The sequence below is a fragment of the Butyrivibrio sp. AE2005 genome, from assembly GCF_000686965.1.
Classification (GTDB): Bacteria; Bacillota; Clostridia; order Lachnospirales; family Lachnospiraceae; genus Butyrivibrio; species Butyrivibrio hungatei_A.
This window is the reverse complement of sequence record NZ_JMMD01000006.1, coordinates 170673-186799: the sequence shown is the minus strand read 5'-3', so window position 1 is coordinate 186799 and position 16127 is coordinate 170673. Positions and strand designations below refer to the sequence as shown.

Annotated in this window: 17 protein-coding genes and 1 tRNA gene; 6 read left to right on the top strand and 12 right to left on the bottom strand. The window is 41.3% G+C overall.

Annotated elements, in window-relative coordinates; translation table 11 throughout:
* Positions 1 to 5 precede the first annotated feature (5 nt).
* Both sufB and sufC read right to left on the bottom strand, forming a co-directional pair.
* Positions 6 to 1415, bottom strand: a complete 1410-nt coding sequence (gene sufB / locus DL92_RS0107575) for a Fe-S cluster assembly protein SufB (RefSeq protein ID WP_026656242.1) — start codon at positions 1413 to 1415, stop codon at positions 6 to 8.
* Positions 1416 to 1442: 27 nt separating this feature from the next.
* Positions 1443 to 2198 (bottom strand): Fe-S cluster assembly ATPase SufC, encoded by a 756-nt coding sequence (sufC, locus tag DL92_RS0107570; RefSeq protein ID WP_026656243.1) that lies wholly within the window; start codon positions 2196 to 2198, stop codon positions 1443 to 1445.
* 155 nt (positions 2199 to 2353) lie between these two features.
* Here sufC and DL92_RS0107565 point away from each other — a divergent pair.
* Together DL92_RS0107565 and DL92_RS0107560 are read left to right on the top strand one after the other, a co-directional pair.
* Positions 2354 to 2424 (top strand) — tRNA-Gly (locus tag DL92_RS0107565).
* Between the two features lie 53 nt (positions 2425 to 2477).
* Positions 2478 to 3374, top strand: coding sequence for a putative manganese transporter (locus DL92_RS0107560; protein WP_034468679.1), 897 nt, complete (start codon positions 2478 to 2480; stop codon positions 3372 to 3374).
* A gap of 114 nt (positions 3375 to 3488) precedes the next feature.
* Here DL92_RS0107560 and DL92_RS18625 read toward each other — a convergent pair whose 3' ends face one another.
* From DL92_RS18625 to DL92_RS18620, 3 genes are all read right to left on the bottom strand, one after another.
* Positions 3489 to 3755: a hypothetical protein gene (locus tag DL92_RS18625; RefSeq protein WP_051199119.1), complete on the bottom strand. Its 267-nt coding sequence runs from the start codon at positions 3753 to 3755 to the stop codon at positions 3489 to 3491.
* Between the two features lie 163 nt (positions 3756 to 3918).
* A complete protein-coding gene (locus DL92_RS0107550) occupies positions 3919 to 4608 on the bottom strand; it encodes a hypothetical protein (protein WP_026656252.1) in 690 nt (229 codons plus the stop codon).
* Positions 4605 to 5792, bottom strand: a complete 1188-nt coding sequence (locus tag DL92_RS18620; protein WP_051625261.1) for a DUF3810 domain-containing protein — start codon at positions 5790 to 5792, stop codon at positions 4605 to 4607. The genes DL92_RS0107550 and DL92_RS18620 overlap by 4 nt, the downstream gene beginning before the upstream one ends.
* Before the next feature lie 188 nt (positions 5793 to 5980).
* Between DL92_RS18620 and DL92_RS0107540 the strand changes: the two genes are divergently transcribed.
* Genes DL92_RS0107540 through DL92_RS0107530 form a run of 3 tightly spaced genes read left to right on the top strand, consistent with a single transcriptional unit; the run spans position 5981 to position 8744 of the window.
* A complete protein-coding gene (locus tag DL92_RS0107540) occupies positions 5981 to 6673 on the top strand; it encodes a response regulator transcription factor (RefSeq protein ID WP_026667330.1) in 693 nt (230 codons plus the stop codon).
* Between the two features lies 1 nt (position 6674).
* On the top strand, positions 6675 to 7979 hold the full coding sequence (locus tag DL92_RS18615) for a sensor histidine kinase (protein WP_051625260.1): 1305 nt from the start codon (positions 6675 to 6677) through the stop codon (positions 7977 to 7979).
* A gap of 6 nt (positions 7980 to 7985) precedes the next feature.
* A complete protein-coding gene (locus DL92_RS0107530; protein ID WP_026667329.1) occupies positions 7986 to 8744 on the top strand; it encodes an RluA family pseudouridine synthase in 759 nt (252 codons plus the stop codon).
* Here the strand turns inward: DL92_RS0107530 and DL92_RS0107525 are convergent.
* Complete coding sequence (locus DL92_RS0107525) at positions 8716 to 9405, bottom strand: DUF4956 domain-containing protein (RefSeq protein WP_034468666.1); 690 nt, start codon at positions 9403 to 9405, stop codon at positions 8716 to 8718. The genes DL92_RS0107530 and DL92_RS0107525 overlap by 29 nt on opposite strands.
* 38 nt (positions 9406 to 9443) lie before the next feature.
* Complete coding sequence (locus DL92_RS0107520; protein ID WP_026667327.1) at positions 9444 to 10220, bottom strand: polyphosphate polymerase domain-containing protein; 777 nt, start codon at positions 10218 to 10220, stop codon at positions 9444 to 9446.
* A gap of 161 nt (positions 10221 to 10381) precedes the next feature.
* Here DL92_RS0107520 and DL92_RS0107515 point away from each other — a divergent pair, with 161 nt between their 5' ends.
* Complete coding sequence (locus DL92_RS0107515; protein ID WP_026667326.1) at positions 10382 to 10864, top strand: hypothetical protein; 483 nt, start codon at positions 10382 to 10384, stop codon at positions 10862 to 10864.
* Here DL92_RS0107515 and DL92_RS0107510 read toward each other — a convergent pair.
* The 5 genes from DL92_RS0107510 to DL92_RS0107490 all read right to left on the bottom strand — a co-directional run bounded on the left by DL92_RS0107510 (position 10841) and on the right by DL92_RS0107490 (position 16124).
* Complete coding sequence (locus DL92_RS0107510; protein WP_026667325.1) at positions 10841 to 12304, bottom strand: O-antigen ligase family protein; 1464 nt, start codon at positions 12302 to 12304, stop codon at positions 10841 to 10843. The two genes, DL92_RS0107515 and DL92_RS0107510, sit on opposite strands and share 24 nt — an antisense overlap.
* A 9-nt stretch (positions 12305 to 12313) precedes the next feature.
* The gene (locus DL92_RS0107505; protein ID WP_026656260.1) at positions 12314 to 13003 is read right to left on the bottom strand and encodes a response regulator transcription factor; all 690 of its coding nucleotides are present in this window, start codon (positions 13001 to 13003) and stop codon (positions 12314 to 12316) included.
* Between the two features lie 18 nt (positions 13004 to 13021).
* Positions 13022 to 14542 (bottom strand): sensor histidine kinase, encoded by a 1521-nt coding sequence (locus DL92_RS18610; protein ID WP_026656261.1) that lies wholly within the window; start codon positions 14540 to 14542, stop codon positions 13022 to 13024.
* A gap of 133 nt (positions 14543 to 14675) precedes the next feature.
* Positions 14676 to 15431: an amino acid ABC transporter ATP-binding protein gene (locus DL92_RS18605; protein ID WP_034468661.1), complete on the bottom strand. Its 756-nt coding sequence runs from the start codon at positions 15429 to 15431 to the stop codon at positions 14676 to 14678.
* 12 nt (positions 15432 to 15443) lie between these two features.
* Positions 15444 to 16124: an amino acid ABC transporter permease gene (locus DL92_RS0107490; RefSeq protein ID WP_026656263.1), complete on the bottom strand. Its 681-nt coding sequence runs from the start codon at positions 16122 to 16124 to the stop codon at positions 15444 to 15446.
* Positions 16125 to 16127: the final 3 nt, after the last annotated feature.

Here is a 16127-nt window from a genome sequence, read left to right as displayed (position 1 = left end):
CCTTCTCAATGTCCGCTCATCTCAAGCTTAATAAGGTTATTCATCTCAACGGCATACTCAAGCGGAAGTTCCTTTGAAACAGGATTGGCAAATCCGCTTACGATCATCGCCTTAGCTTCTTCCTCACTTATTCCTCTGGACATAAGGTAGAAAATAGCATCATCGCTGATTCTTCCAATCTTAGCCTCGTGTCCTACATCAGCATCATCAGTTCTGATGTCCATTCCCGGAATTGTATCTGCTCTGGAAATGCTGTCTACCATAAGTGAATCACAAGAAACTGACGCTTTTGCCTTTTTAGCTGAACTCTGAATTACAACGCTGCTTCTGTATGTTCCTATTCCGCCGTCCTTGGAAATGGACTTGGAATTGATAACCGAAGTTGTTCCCACTCCCTGATGCACCACCTTGGCACCTGTATCAAGATTCTGGCCTTTTCCGGCAAAAGTAATTCCGGTAAATTCCATCTTGGAGTGATCGCCCTTAAGAATTGTCATAGGATAAAGATATCCCGTATGAGATCCAAACGATCCCGATACCCACTCCATGATCCCGTTCTCTTCGATAAGAGCTCTCTTGGTATTGAGGTTATACATATTCTTGGACCAGTTCTCGATTGTGGAATAGCGAAGTCGCGCATTCTTTGCCACAAAGAGCTCAACAGCTCCCGCATGAAGATTGGCCACATTATACTTTGGTGCCGAGCATCCTTCTATGAAGTGAAGATCTGCACCTTCATCAACAATTATGAGAGTATGCTCAAACTGTCCGGCTCCTGCCGCATTAAGTCTGAAATAAGACTGAAGCGGAATATCTACCTTAACTCCCTTTGGCACATATACAAATGAGCCTCCGGACCATACCGCTCCGTGAAGCGCTGCAAATTTGTGATCCGTAGGCGGTATAAGAGTCATAAAGTGACTCTTGATCATATCCGCGTATTCTGTTTTCATTGCGCTCTCAAGATCTGTATAAATAACACCCTGAGCTGCAACCTCATCTTTCACATTGTGATATACAAGTTCTGAATCGTACTGGGCTCCGACACCTGCGAGAGATTCTCTCTCTGCTTGAGGAATACCAAGTCTTTCAAAAGTGTTCTTGATATCTTCCGGAACATCTTCCCAGTTATTCTTCATCTCAGACTTATGTCTTACATAAGATGTGATCCTGTCCATATCAAGACCTTCTATACTGGGTCCCCACTTTGGCATTTCCATCTCGTTGTATATCTTTAAGCACTTAAGTCTGAAATCCCTCATCCATTCAGGATCGTTCTTTTCTGCAGAAACCTTTAATACGGTTTCCTCATCAAGACCTTCCTCCATCCTGTAGAAGTCTTTTTCTGTCTCTATATCCTTAAATTCATATGCGCTGCGGTCTATCTCAACCACTTTCTGTTTGTTATCGCTCATATCAATCCTCTGTTATCCGGCCAATTATTACGCTTCTGAGATAAACTTCTCAAATCCGTTAGCATTGATTTCATCAACCAAAGATCCGTCACCTGTGCATACAAGATTACCCTTAACAAGCACATGTGTATAATCAACATGTAGTGACTCAAGAATCTTGGTGCTGTGTGTGATTATAAGAAGTGCTCCGTCCTTTTTCTTCTGATACTCCTGAATGCCCTTAGATACTGTTCTTACAGCATCAACGTCAAGACCTGAGTCTGTCTCATCAAGAATAGCAAGTTTGGGATTTAACATAAGTAGCTGAAGAATCTCTGCCTTTTTCTTCTCACCGCCTGAGAAACCAACGTTAAGGTCTCTGTCAGCATAAGCCTCATCCATAGAAAGAACTTCCATAGCAGCCTTAAGTGATTTCTGGAAAGCCATAAGCTTTACAGGTGCACCTGTCTGGGCATGAAAAGAATTTCTTATAAAACTGCTGAGTGAGATTCCGGGAATCTCATAAGGATTCTGGAATGACAGGAACATTCCTGCCTTTGCTCTCTTGTCTGCAGAAATATCGGTAATATCCTGTCCGTCAAAAATAATATTTCCCTCTGTCACACAATAATGAGGATTTCCCATAAGAGAATATCCAAGTGTAGACTTTCCTGCTCCGTTTGGGCCCATGAGAACATGAGTCTCTCCGGGCTTTATATCTAAATTGATCTTGTGCAGAATCGGCAACTCGTTATCTATTGATACAGATAAGTTTTTTACCTGTAATAAAGACGCATCTGACATGATAAATTTCCTTTCCGTGTTTTCCTACCAAGTTGGTAGGAAATATGATAACACCGCAAATTTGTATTGTCAATTTAAAAACAATGTAAAGTTTATCATAAAACCCCTTGACATACCATACAAAAGTAATTAAAATACAATCTTGTCAGTACCGTGCGGGTGTAGTTCAATGGTAGAACACTAGCCTTCCAAGCTAGATACGTGGGTTCGATTCCCATCACCCGCTTTACTGATTTTTTTTTACCCTTTTTTCTTTCTTATACAGCAAGGAGTTAATTCATGGAACTTATCATCGATGTTGTCATGGACGCGCTTATCGATTCTCTTAAGATACTCCCCTTTCTTTTTATAACCTACCTTTTAATGGAATATCTAGAGCACAAGACTCAGGAATATACGTCTGCGATTGTCCAAAAAACAGAATACTTCGGACCTTTGTGGGGCGGACTGATCGGCGTTTTTCCGCAGTGCGGATTTTCAGCCGCAGCTTCCAATCTCTACGCAGGCAGAGTTATAACGCTCGGAACCCTTATAGCGATCTATCTTTCAACTTCGGATGAGATGATACCGCTTTTTATATCAGAACAGGTTCCTGCCGTAATTATGATAAAGATACTGGTCATCAAAGCTGTCATCGGAATCATCGCAGGCTTTGTCATTGATGCAGTTGTTCACTGGCATCATCTTACTCACAATAAAAGGCTCGACGATCCGATTCAGATAAATGCCCTGTGTGAAAAAGAGCACTGTCACTGCGAAGAGGACGACCACAGCGGTTTTATCGGAATTGTAAAATCCGCATTTGTTCATACGATACACATTTTTGCTTTTGTTCTTGTTCTTACTTTGATATTGGGATTTGCAATCGAGCTTATCGGAGAAGATAAGTTATCTGAACTTCTTAAGACAAGTCCGGTGCTCAGCCACCTTCTTGCGGGAATTATAGGTCTTATCCCCAATTGTGCGGCATCAGTCATCATTACAACCTTGTATCTTGATAAGATGATCACTCTAGGAACAATGATGTCAGGCCTCTTAGTCGGAGCCGGAATCGGACTTTTGGTATTATTCAGAGTTAATGATGATAAAAAAGAAAATATCAGAATCGCAATTCTTCTGTTCCTTATCGGAACTGTCACAGGCGCTTTGCTTGATGTACTTGGAATCGCATTATAAAGGAATAAAAAATACCCCGATGCATATGCACCGGGGTTTCTTATGTACTGACTAAAGCAATTGATTAAACTAGTGTTACCTGTTGTTTAATAAATCTAATTGAATTAGCTATTATTATTTTGCTGATGAAGCCTCTGCTGAAGCGTCTGAAGATGCCTCAGATGAAGCGTCTGATGAAGCGTCTGAAGATGCATCAGATGAAGCGTCTGTAGCTTCTTCTGTTGTCTCTTCTGTAGCAGCCTCTTCTACTGAGAAAGCTTCTACAGATGCCTCTACAGATGTAGCCTCTGTAGCTGCCTCTTCTGCTGCCTCACCGCAACCAGCAAGAACTGCTGCTGAAAGTGTTAAAACTGAAAGTAATGTAACGATATTCTTCTTCATAATATATTCTCCTCTTTTCTGCATACTTTGCAATTACGAATTATTGCAAACAATTGCTTCAGTACAGTTATAGATTATATATTGTGAATAGAATAATGTCACCGACAAATCGACGCATAATATCTTAAGATTTCCTTAATATTTTGTGCAATTCTCACAAATTTTATTGATTTTGAATGTCCGCTACCCCTCCGCCGGCCGACTTATCATAGCTTAGTGTTATGAATATTCCATCTCTTGATGCCTGGTTAAAGTCTCCGCAGACAAACGTAAATGAGTTGCCTCCGTCATCTTTTATAACAATTTCCCACTGCGTACTGTCTATTTTGATATCAAGATCGACGCCCACAAGTGTATATCCGGAAGCAAGCGTAACTCCCTCATCAAGCAGATTTGCAGAGTACGCATCACTTGTAAGGTCATGAAGTGCCATCTCTGTTATCATAAATTCCGTGTTATTTATAATAGTTGCATTTATCATTGCTTCTTTTAGAGCTGCTTCTCTCTTTGCATTATCTTCAGCAAGTTTTGCATCAAGCGTTGCCTGAATACCCTGATATTCAGTAGTAAGTTCCGTCATCTTCGGTCCATAGTACTCAAGCATACTGTCACTCATTTTGCTAAAATCCTTATTCTCAATAACCGTTTCTTTTTGCGCAAGCTCATCAAGAGTTCCTCTAAGACTTGAGTCTGTTATATCAAGGTACGTATTCTCCGCATGATTTTTTGCCTCAACAAGTGCCGCTTTTAATGCCTCGGCCTCACTTAATTTCTCAGCCGAAGGTTTACACGCAACAAGCAGGAGCGCCATAATAAGCGTTCCTGCTCCGCTAATTAACTTGCCACTTTTCATATCTTGTCCCCCGATTCGTTTTCTGCGTACTCGGGCTCATTGTAATAGTAATCCATGATAAGTGCAACTACATGACAATAACTTACTTTTCCTGACAACACTCCGTTCACTTTAAGATTAGTATCTATGAAGGTTTCAGCCGCTTTTTTTACTGTAGCAGTCTTAACTACAGCCTTCTTCTCAACTTCGACCCACGCTTCCTTTGTAAGGAACTGGTTGTCATACTTTACCCTGTCAGAAATCTTCACGTGTGAATTGTATTCCTGTTTGCTGACAGCGTTATAAAAATCATTATTTATATAATTAAGAACTCCCAAATATCCGCTGTATCTAAATACAACGTCATCAGATTTTACACAGGCAAGAAATCCAAAGAAATTTGCTTCATCTTCATATATGTACCCGTGAGTATGTGCGAGTTCATGGCACATCGTAAATGGCTTATTCATTATAGACATCGTATCATTATAGTTTGCTTCCATTGAGAACGGAAAGTAATACCCTTGCATGTACTGCTGGCTCATAAATCCCGAGAAATGAAGGGGCTTTGGTGTCACATAATATCCGCCGAGTCTCGGAAATTCTCCTTCAAGATTCTTCATTGCAAGGATGGCCTGATCCTGCATGTTCCCGCTATATATAACGTTGCCTCTCTCATCATGCGGAACCTGTTCTGCAAGTTCATTACATCTTCGAACCACGAAATCTCGCATCTCCGCAAGCTGAGCAAGATCATAATCCTTGGTAAATCCCGTCTCTGTCACTTTAAGCTTTGATGTGTGATACAGAACAAAGCAGTTAAGCGACATTATCGTACATACTATCGCCATCATAACGGGCGACACTCTGTGGAGGATCCCTGAAATTCTATTGAATACTTTTTCTGCGGAAAAGAATCTTTGACTCTTGTTTATCGCAAACTTTGAATATATCCAAAACACGGTGTGTACACCTATAAACAGAATTGCAAAAGCCGTAAACAAAACGATAAATACCAACATGATCTCGCCTACAGAAAAAGCAACCTTACTTGTAAGTGCTCCATATACCGATGTTATCTTCGGATATATGTTCGTGACGTAGAAGTCAGAAAAGGCCGCACTTTTCCATGCGGCCAAATTAAAGATAATACAAAATGCCATTATTAAGGTTATTTTTAAGGAGAATACTTTTTTTTCGTGCATTTTTCTGACTCCCTGTTTCCTAAAATTCATTTATGAATATTCTACATTAAAAATATGGACTGAAAATGACCAAACTATTGAAAAATCGTTCATATTTTATACATATATTTGTTTTTAAATTTCTTTAATCCTTCTCCCAATATGGTAAAATTATCTTGAAAAGGAAATCCCTTTGCGGAGGTTCACATATGCGACTGCTTCTTGCTGATGACGAAAAAGAATTATCCAACGCTCTCGTAGCTATATTAAAACACAGCAGCTACACGGTAGATGCTGTCTACAACGGGACGGATGCCTTAGACTACGCACTTACGGGAAACTACGACGGAATAATCCTGGACATTATGATGCCCGGACTTGATGGAACGGAGGTCCTTAAAAAGCTGCGAACCGTAGGAATATCTACTCCCGTTCTTTTTTTGACCGCAAAATCCGAAGTTGATGACCGTATAAAAGGCCTGGATCTTGGCGCCGATGACTACCTGACCAAACCCTTCGACATGGGGGAACTTCTTGCCAGAGTTCGCGCAATGCTTCGAAGGAAATCGGATTTTTCACCGGTCAACCTGACTTGCGGAAATTTGACCCTTGATAGAAACGTATATGAACTGTCCACTCCGAATCACAAGCGGATAAGACTTGCCGGACGCGAATTCCAGATGATGGAAATGCTCATGGATAATCCGGGAAGAATAGTCTCCGTTGATACCTTCATGTCACATATCTGGTCTGACGGTGAAGCCGACGTCAATGTGGTATGGGTTAACATCTCAAACCTTCGAAAAAAGATCCTTTCTCTTCATGCAAACTGCGAAATAAAGGCTTGCAGAGGTGTCGGATATTCAATAAGTGAGAAAAAACCAGGTAAACCGGAGCTGTAAGATGGTAAATAAATTAAGAAAAAAATTTGTTATAACCGCAATTTTATCACTGCTCCTGATTCTTGTTACGATGATCGGCATCATAAATGCCATCAACATGCATCAGGTCGTTTCTGATGCAGACAACATGCTGGCAATCCTCTCATCAAATAACGGATACTTTCCGGCAAAGATTCTTTATAACAAAGCACCGAAAGTCACTTTTTCCAAAAATAATACCGGTTCTTTCGATTGGGACGTGATCAACTCCAATCATTCGACTGAGTCGCCCTTTCAGGCACGATATTTCTGGGTAAAAATGGACTCTTATGCCAATACGATCAGGATAAATACCGTGCACATTGCATCCGTCTCTCACGATATAGCAGAGGAATATGCAAAAGACCTGTACTTTTCAAACTCAAGAAAGCTCGGATTTTATCATTCCTACAGATATCTGATATCAGATGCCGAAGACGGCACGAAACTTCTGCTGTTTCTGGATCTTAGTACCGCAATAATAAACGCCAAGCACCTAATGATCCAATCGCTGGCAATAGGCGTACTGGCACTTATTGCCATGTTTATTCTGGTATTTCTTTTTTCCGGACAGGCTGTTGCACCTGCCGTTGAATCCTTGGAGAAGCAAAAGAGATTTATCACGGATGCAGGCCACGAGCTCAAAACCCCTCTCGCTGTAATATCAGCAAACATCGATGTTCTTGAGCTTGAGCAGGGCAAAAACGAATGGACAACGAGCATACGGAATCAGCTAAAGCGCATGAACAGCCTTGTAAAGAACATGCTGACTCTTTCGAGAATGGACGAAGAGCGCATGCACGTTGTATTTACAGACTTCGACCTTAGCGAAACGCTCAAGGATGCTGCAGTTTCTTTTGAACCGATTGCTGAAGCACAGGAAAAAAACTACAAGATCGATATTCCGGACGGAATACATATTGTAGGTAACAAGAGCTCAATGAACCAGCTCGCCTGCCTGCTTATAGACAACGCTTTTAAATATTCGTCTTCATACGGAAGCATCCACGTGCTGTTGTCTGTGAATAAGCACATTGTCTTTGAAGTTTCCAATACCTGTGATACAATTCCTTACGGTAATCTGGACAGGCTCTTTGACCGTTTCTACAGAGCCGACTTATCAAGAAGCAGGGAAACGGGCGGATACGGCATAGGTCTTTCCGTTGCAAGGGCTATCGCCACTTCCCACAGCGGAACGATCGAAGCGCTTCGAGACGGCGACAAAATAATAAGATTTGTCGTAACGCTTCCGAAACAACAGACCAAAAATACACAAAAGAATAAATAAGGTGCTATGAATACTACACTTAAGATAATACATGAAGATAATGACATTATTGTTTGCCACAAGCCTGCCGGAATGGCGACAGAAGGCGCTACGGTCGGCAAGATGGACCTTGTGAGCAGCATTCGTAATTATCTTGCACGCAAAAACAGAGCGGCCGGCAAAACCGGCAAGCCTCCATATGTCGGAACCCTCTACAGACTCGATCAGCCCGTAGAGGGTGTCGTTGTCGTTGCCAAAAATAAAGCAGCAGCCACTTTTATCGCCAAGCAGATAAAAGAACATACCACCGACAAGTACTACTATGCCCTTTGCTACGGAAACATGGCAGACGACGCCGGACATCTTGAAGATCTTCTTGTAAGAAAACAGAACGATGGCCTGGCGCTCGTAGTGAGTAGAAAGGAGGCAAACTCACTAAAGAACCAGACCATCATCCTGGGTAAGGGCCAAGAACAGCGTATTTTTTCCGGAGAGATAAAGAAAGCTGTTCTCGACTATGAGGTTATGCAAAGAGATGAAAACTCATCGCTTTTGAAAATAAAGCTTCAGACCGGGCGTTTCCACCAGATCAGGGTACAACTTGCTCACATGGGACACCCCATCCTCGGCGATAGGAAATACGGAACAAAAGAGTCCCTTGAGTATTCCGAAAAAGTAGGAAAGACCAACGTGTGTCTTGCCTGCTACCGATTTGGTTTTGTGCATCCTTCGAGCAAGAAAAAAGTGTTTTTCGAGATTACAATTCCTCAGTCTTTGAAGCTATAGACCTTGAACAGATAATCTCCAGATTTCCGTTTCTTTCACGCATTTCGTCGAGCATGCTCTTTGTTGAAGCTTTTGCTCTCAATACTACTTTGTAGCTAAGTCTGTAAAGGCTTCCCATTGCTGTGGTCCTTACTTCCATCAGTTCAGCCTTGTTAGTGTATCTTTCAAATATGTCATCAAATATTCCTTCAAAATCAAGTCCCTCGGGAACTGTGATCTTAAGATATTTTTCACCGTTAGCACCATTAAACATATTAATGTTTGAAAAGATCAGGTTTGCAAGTGTGATAAAAACTACGAAAATCACTGCTATCCCGATATATCCCATCCCGGTTGCCAAACCTGCCGCCATTGAAAGGAATATGCTAGTTATCTCTTTTCCCGAACCCGGTGCAGATCTGAAGCGGACAAGTGAGAATGCTCCCGCTACCGCAACTCCCGCTCCGATGTTTCCGTTTACCAACATGATGATAACCTGTACTATCGCCGGTATCAGCGCCAACGCCATTACAAAGCTACCGGTGTAATCATTTTTTATGGTGTACATAAAAGCAATATATACGCCAATTGCCAAAGAACATAGAATAGAGATAATAAATGTCAAACCTGTAATCGTGCCGTTAGGCATTATTGTGCCGAAAACTATGTCTGTCGTTGTCATGCTGTCAATACTCCCTTCAACTTGTCATTATGTCTTTGTCATACTGCTCTACGCAGTGCAACAATCTTTGATTTGTCTTCTTTCTTAGGTATGATACCTTTGTTGGCCATTTCAGTTGTCTGGCCATACATATACTCAAGATATCCTCTTCCGTACTTGGAAAAAGATGTCTTTCTGATATTAAGCTCGTCAAGGATATTAGCCAGTTCAGGAGACATAGCTCCGGCGATCTTAAGCTCCATAAGGTGCTGTCCCGGAAGCAAGATATCATGTCCGGCATTGCCCTCCTTGAGACTAAGCTTATCGGTTCTCCATCTGATATTTGTATCAAATGTGATCCTAAGTTCAGGGTCATTTATCCCCACCATCGCGATACGGTCATACGAAATAACCATCGCAGGTGCAAGCCCCTTGTAATACTTAAGGAAATAGTCTATCTCATTGGAAATCTGAGACTTTTCCTTTGGCTCCTTATGATTCATAAGGTAGTCAACCGCTTCTGAATATGGCATTGAAATTCTTCTTTTGTATACAACTCCCTTAAACTTTTTCTTGATCTCGATAAAAGATGTTGTGTCATCTTTGGCCGTTCCATAACTTCTAAGACGAAGTTTCTCCTTATAAACGGGCTTCTCCAAAGATCTTTCGATCAGTTTAAAGTCAGGTGTATCAAAATAAATGTTCTGGATGGAAGTCTTACCATAGCTGTCCACTTTGGCCATATTCTCAAGCTTTTTCATGAGCTTTGTATATTGCTCATCATCAAGCAGATATTTAACTTCAATTCTTTGAAACACATCTTTGAACCCTGCCATTCCTTCTCCTTTCCGAATGAATTTTTCACCTCCCTAAAAATTTTATTAGCCGAACCTAAAAATAACTTAAAAAAGAAATAAATAGTTCGCAATCATGTTAATGACCATGTTATAATAAAAGGGAAACATCGGCTGTCTTTTACGGAAAAAGCGAGGTGCCTATGTACAAAAAGGGTGATAAAGTCATTTTACTTGATTACAGCGGAAAGCCCGTTGTTCCCAACATTGTTGCAGTCATAGAAGATGTTTACGGCGATGACAGAGTCAGACTCTTATTGCCTGATAACGGTTGCTGTTTGGAATTTGTCGACAGATTTAAAAAGATCGACGACAAGAAGTACGACCGGATCCTTCACACAGTTAAAGAAAGTGAGAAAAATCTTCCGGTAGATCTGCAGTTAGACATTAGAAAATTTGCTGCAAAACATCCCCGCCGCAGAAAAGATGAGATACTGAATATGTTCGACCAGGATAAGCGATATATCTCTATTCTTCAAGCCTATTCAGGCCGTGTAATGATGTATGGAGAAGATAATATAAACGAACATTTCCTCTATGAATATAATGACGCCGTCAGAGGCATCATTAAGACAAGAACTTTTTTCCATGAACTTGATGAATCAATCCCCATTCCCGACCTGTGATTCGCCGCTGTTTGCTATATACAGCCCCAGTCCCAGACAGATGAACGCATAAGGGGTTGATAACACCTGGGAAAAAGATACCATTCCGTTAAGATAATATGAAACTATAGGGAGCGCGCAGATAATAGCTGCGGGCCCCTTTTCTTTATCGCATTTCTTAAGACTTGCAAGTACGTAAAAAGCAATAAACAGCATTCCTACAAGTCCCGCTAGTCCACCTTCAATAAGCTCAGTAAGGAAAATACTGTGCGCGTTGGTAAGTCTGTTTTCACCAAACTCATTTATAAGAAGCTCCGCGCGCACAGGCTTTGAATAAGCATATGCGCTAAAGCAGTCTCTTCCCACACCTACAACTTTCCTAAATGAAGGGAGCTCTTTGTACATATCAAGCGTAATGCGCCATATTGTGCCGCGTCCGTTACCCGCAAGATCATCAAATCTTACAATCACATACGCAAGTCCCAATGTTGCTATAATGCAGACGAAAGTCTTGTATATCTTTCTGTATTTTTCGCCACGAAGACTGCTTTCTTCGCTCTCTTTGGAAAGCGATACTATCATGTATAGCAAAAGTCCCACGGTCATGAAGAATATTCCGCCGTTCATATCGCAGATTTTGATTAAGATATTGTCCGAATATGTATATTTTCCGGGAAAGATTCCCAATAAGATCTTTACCTCAAACATGGCAAGGCCAAGGACAAAGAGCTGTATCATAAGCGCCTGCAGTCTCTCTTTTTCATAGAGGCAATACCAGATAAGAAGGCCGTATGTACCGATCAGGGTCAAAAGAGCACTGTCGCTTCCCTGAACAAACAGAGCCATTAAGACAACCACGCTGTAGAAACTCCAAAAGTAGAACTGCTTTCCAAAAAGCTCACGTGTCACGGCAAAGCCAATTCCAAGAGGCGCAAATATAGAAAGATATCCCGCATACCAATTGATGTTTCCGACGCACGCCAAAAATGACGGATCTGCACCCGAAACGCTGAGGATATTCACGCCAAAGCGCTCCGCTATAACAAGAATAGCGATAACAAAGGGGGTAAGGAATATCGCAGCAAGAAGATATCCGTTGATAACGATTCCTTCAGAATAGACAAAGCAGAAGAACATCATCAGTATAAACGTGATAAATCCCGTTCGCCATCCTTCAAGTCCCCAGAAACTTACTTTGTGATCGATGGAAACAGCGAGATTGATAAGATTAAGGCAGAGAAATACTTTAAACAGGTTTCGTATCTCCGATTTCTCCACACCTTTTTCGATAAACTCAGAAATGTACGCAAAAATAATAAGCCCCGCAATGGCAGCGCTTATTATCATGTATATATTCCACTTTTCCTCTCCGAGCATATAATACCCGTCCTTCATATAGATAGGAAGGATCGTAGAAAGCATTATCAGATAAAATGTCAAAAGAATCTTTCTATACTGCATAACACATAATCAAACCTTAAATCTGTAACCAACTCCCCAGATTGTCTCTATATACTGAGGATTTGATGTGTCGTATTCAATCTTCTCACGGATTTTTTTGATATGAACGGTTACCGTTGCGATATCACCGATGGAATCCATGTTCCAGATTTTTCTGAAAAGTTCTTCCTTGGTAAATACGTGGTTGGGGTTCTCAGCAAGGAATGTGAGAAGATCGAACTCTTTTGTGGTAAAGCTCTTTTCCTCATCATCCACATATACTCTTCTTGCAGTCTTGTCGATCTTAAGACCTCTGATCTCAACAAAGTCATTGCTCTCATGTCCCGATCCGACAAGTCTTGAGTATCTTGCCATATGTGCCTTAACTCGCGCAACAAGTTCCGAAGGACTGAAAGGCTTTGTGATGTAATCATCTGCTCCAAGTCCCAGTCCTCTTATTTTATCGATGTCATCCTTCTTGGCGGAAACCATGAGGATAGGCACATCTTTCTTTTCCCTTATGTGCTTACAAACTTCGAATCCGTCCATACCCGGAAGCATGAGATCCAGGATAACAAGATCAAACTCCTCAGCAAGTGCCGTGCGAAGTCCCGCATCTCCGGTGTTCTCGATAGCTACCTCAAAGTCGCTAAGTTCCAAATAGTCTTTCTCAAGGTCAGCGATCGCCTCTTCATCCTCAACAATAAGTATTCTGCTCATACACTCTTCTGCCTTTCTTTAAGTATTATGGTCAACTGTAACTGTTTCGGAACCGCCTGCAAATTCAATGTACTTTCTGAGCACGAAATGCATACACGTTCCCTCTCCCTCATGGCTTGTTGCCCATATATATCCGCCATGATCTTCTATGATCTTCTTTACGATAGAAAGACCTATTCCGCTTCCTCCCTGCTTGGAATTTCTGGAAGCATCCGTTCTGTAGAATCTGTCGAAGATATTCGGAATGTCTTTCTGTGCTATACCCTTTCCGTTATCTTCAAGTTCAACGCGGATTGAATCGACTTCGTCCAATATCCTTATGTCGATCTGTCCCGTTCCGTCATCCCTGTCGAGATACTTAACACTGTTGCTCACTATGTTGTTCACAACTCTCTTAAGCTGCTCGGGATCTGCAACTATCTGCGTATCGGGCCCCGTTAAGTTCGAATAATTAAGCTTTATCGACTTGCTCTCAAGGTCTGCACCGATTTCTTCAATACAATCTCCGAAATACTCCGCAACACCCAGCTTTACAAAGTTATACGGAATTCTGTTGTTGTCGATACTGGAGTAAAGAGTCAGCTCATTGATAAGATTATTCATATCATTTGCCTTGTTATAAATAATCTTAACGTACTTGTGCTGCATCTCGGGATTGGCTGCAACGCCTTCCATAAGTCCCTGTGAATATCCTTTTATGGCAGTTATGGGAGTCTTAAGATCATGAGAAATATTGCTGATAAGCTCCCTGTTCTGCCGTTCTCGTTCTATCTTCTCTTCCGCAGATTCCTTAAGCCTAAGGCGCATGTCCTCGTAGTTTCTGTAGATAGCGCCTATCTCGCCCTTTTCTTTGACATCCGTCGGAAGTATATAATCAAAGTTACCGTCCTTGATGTGCTGCATTGCAATATTAAGCTCATCAATTGGTTTGAAAAAGCTTCTTCCTATCCATGTCGTAAGCAAGATACTCGTAAGTAAAAGTATAATTACTATCGACACGGTCATGTATATAATAAGTGATTTGGGGAATTCCGCTTTTATTCCTGAAATGATATAAAGACTTCCGGGTTCCCCTGTTGAAAAAATAAAATTATACTGTCTTACAAATAATTTGGACTCCGGTAATACATATATGCTGTTAACACTACTTCCATAACTGAGCTCATCTATTACGCTCTCAGCGGCTTCTGCATTTTCATCAGCAACATAAAAATTAGCATCTCCTCTTTTCACGATTATATATGAATACAAAGAGGCTACTTTCTCATTAATATTCTGAAGTACTTCCGGGTTTTCCAAAATAAAAGGGTGAACAAGTCTCTCCTCTTCTATATCATTTATTAATCTATCCGTTCCCATTGCAAATGCTTCGATTGGATTTGAAACCATATTGTAATCGACAGACCCTGAATGTTCCTGGGCAGCCTGTTGTTTACGCACAATATACCTTCCACCCATTAAGAACATTCCAAATGCAAGGAAAAGAGGAAATATAACAATCACCACTGAAGTGATAATGAGTTTCGTACGGAATCGCATAATAACCCCCTACTTATTTTTAGTATACCATATTTTGTAAACAAGTGTGCATATTGAAGATAATTGTAAAAAAATATAGATATTTTCACAAAACCGATAATAAGTTTTTTGAAAATATCCATATTTTTACATCTTATATCACATATTCAAGCTTATCCGCAAAATGTCCGAGGAACTTTATCGTCCTATCATCCTTTGGGTTTTTGAGTACTTCTTTTGCCGTTCCTTCCTCAACAACTCTTCCGTCTGCAAGGAACATAATCTTGTCCGCAACATCGAGAGCAAATTCAAGCTCATGGGTAACGATGACGGAAGTTATGTGCTGCTCTTTTGAGATTCTTTTTATTATCTCGAGAACATCCTGTACTTTCTCGGGATCGAGCGCGCTTGTCGGTTCATCAAAAAGAATGACTTCAGGCTTAAGTGCAAGTGCACGCGCTATTCCGACTCTTTGCTGCTGGCCTCCGGAAAGCTGTGAAGGGTAGTGGTCTTTCCATTCAAGCAGACCTACCTGATCAAGATTCTCAATAGCAATCTTTTCCGCTTCATACTTATTTATCTTTTTTGCCTTGATGAGCGGAAGCGTTATATTCTGGAGCGCAGTCTTGTTTTCAAAAAGGCTGAAATTCTGGAAGACCATTGCTGTCGACTGTCTGATCTCAAGGATTTCTTTGCTCGTTAGTTTTGCAAGGTCGTAGCTCTTTTCCCCGATTGTAAGCGTCCCTTTATCGGGAGTTTCAAGGAGATTGATGCACCTTAGGGCTGTGGATTTTCCTGCGCCCGAAGGTCCGATTATCGTTACTGTCTCTCCTTTATTAACTTCAAGGTCTATTCCGCTTAATATAGTTTTTGCTCCATATGACTTGTGCAATCCCTGTAGCTTTATCATCTTATTTTCTCCTTATGCGGTCTGCACTTTTCGCGAGTTATAGCTTAGCTTCTTTTCCGCATATTTCTGCAAATATGTAAGTCCCGTACTAAACAATAGATATATGAGCGCAACCTCTATGTAAAGAGCAAGCGGCTCATAGGTTGTGGCAACGATTCTCTGTGTCTTCATAAACATCTCGGTTATCGTGATGTTTGCTGCAAGTGATGTGTCTTTTACCAACGAGATAAAAGTGTTGAAAAGAGCGGGGATGCATGCCTTTATCGCTTGCGGAAGGACTATATGGTATATCGCCTGCCATGATGTCAGTCCGCATGCAATCGCTCCTTCTGTCTGGCTCTTCGGCACAGAGATTATCGCTCCTCGTATCGTCTCGGAAGCGTATGCTCCCACGTTTAACGAAAATGCTATGATAGCTGACGGAAGTGCGGGAATATTGAGCCCTACTCCCGGCAATCCGTAAAAGATGATAAACAATTGTACAAGTAGCGGCGTTCCTCTGAATACCCACACATAAAATCTAAAGAATTCAGAGAGTACTTTTATTTTCAGCACTCGTACCACTGCCACTACAATTGCCAGTATCATTCCGATTGCAAAAGAAATGAGTGTCAGCGGAACTGTAACTGTAATCCCGCTTAGCAGAATTTTCGGAAGTGCGTCCGCTATTATTTTTAGTAATCTTGCGCTCATAGT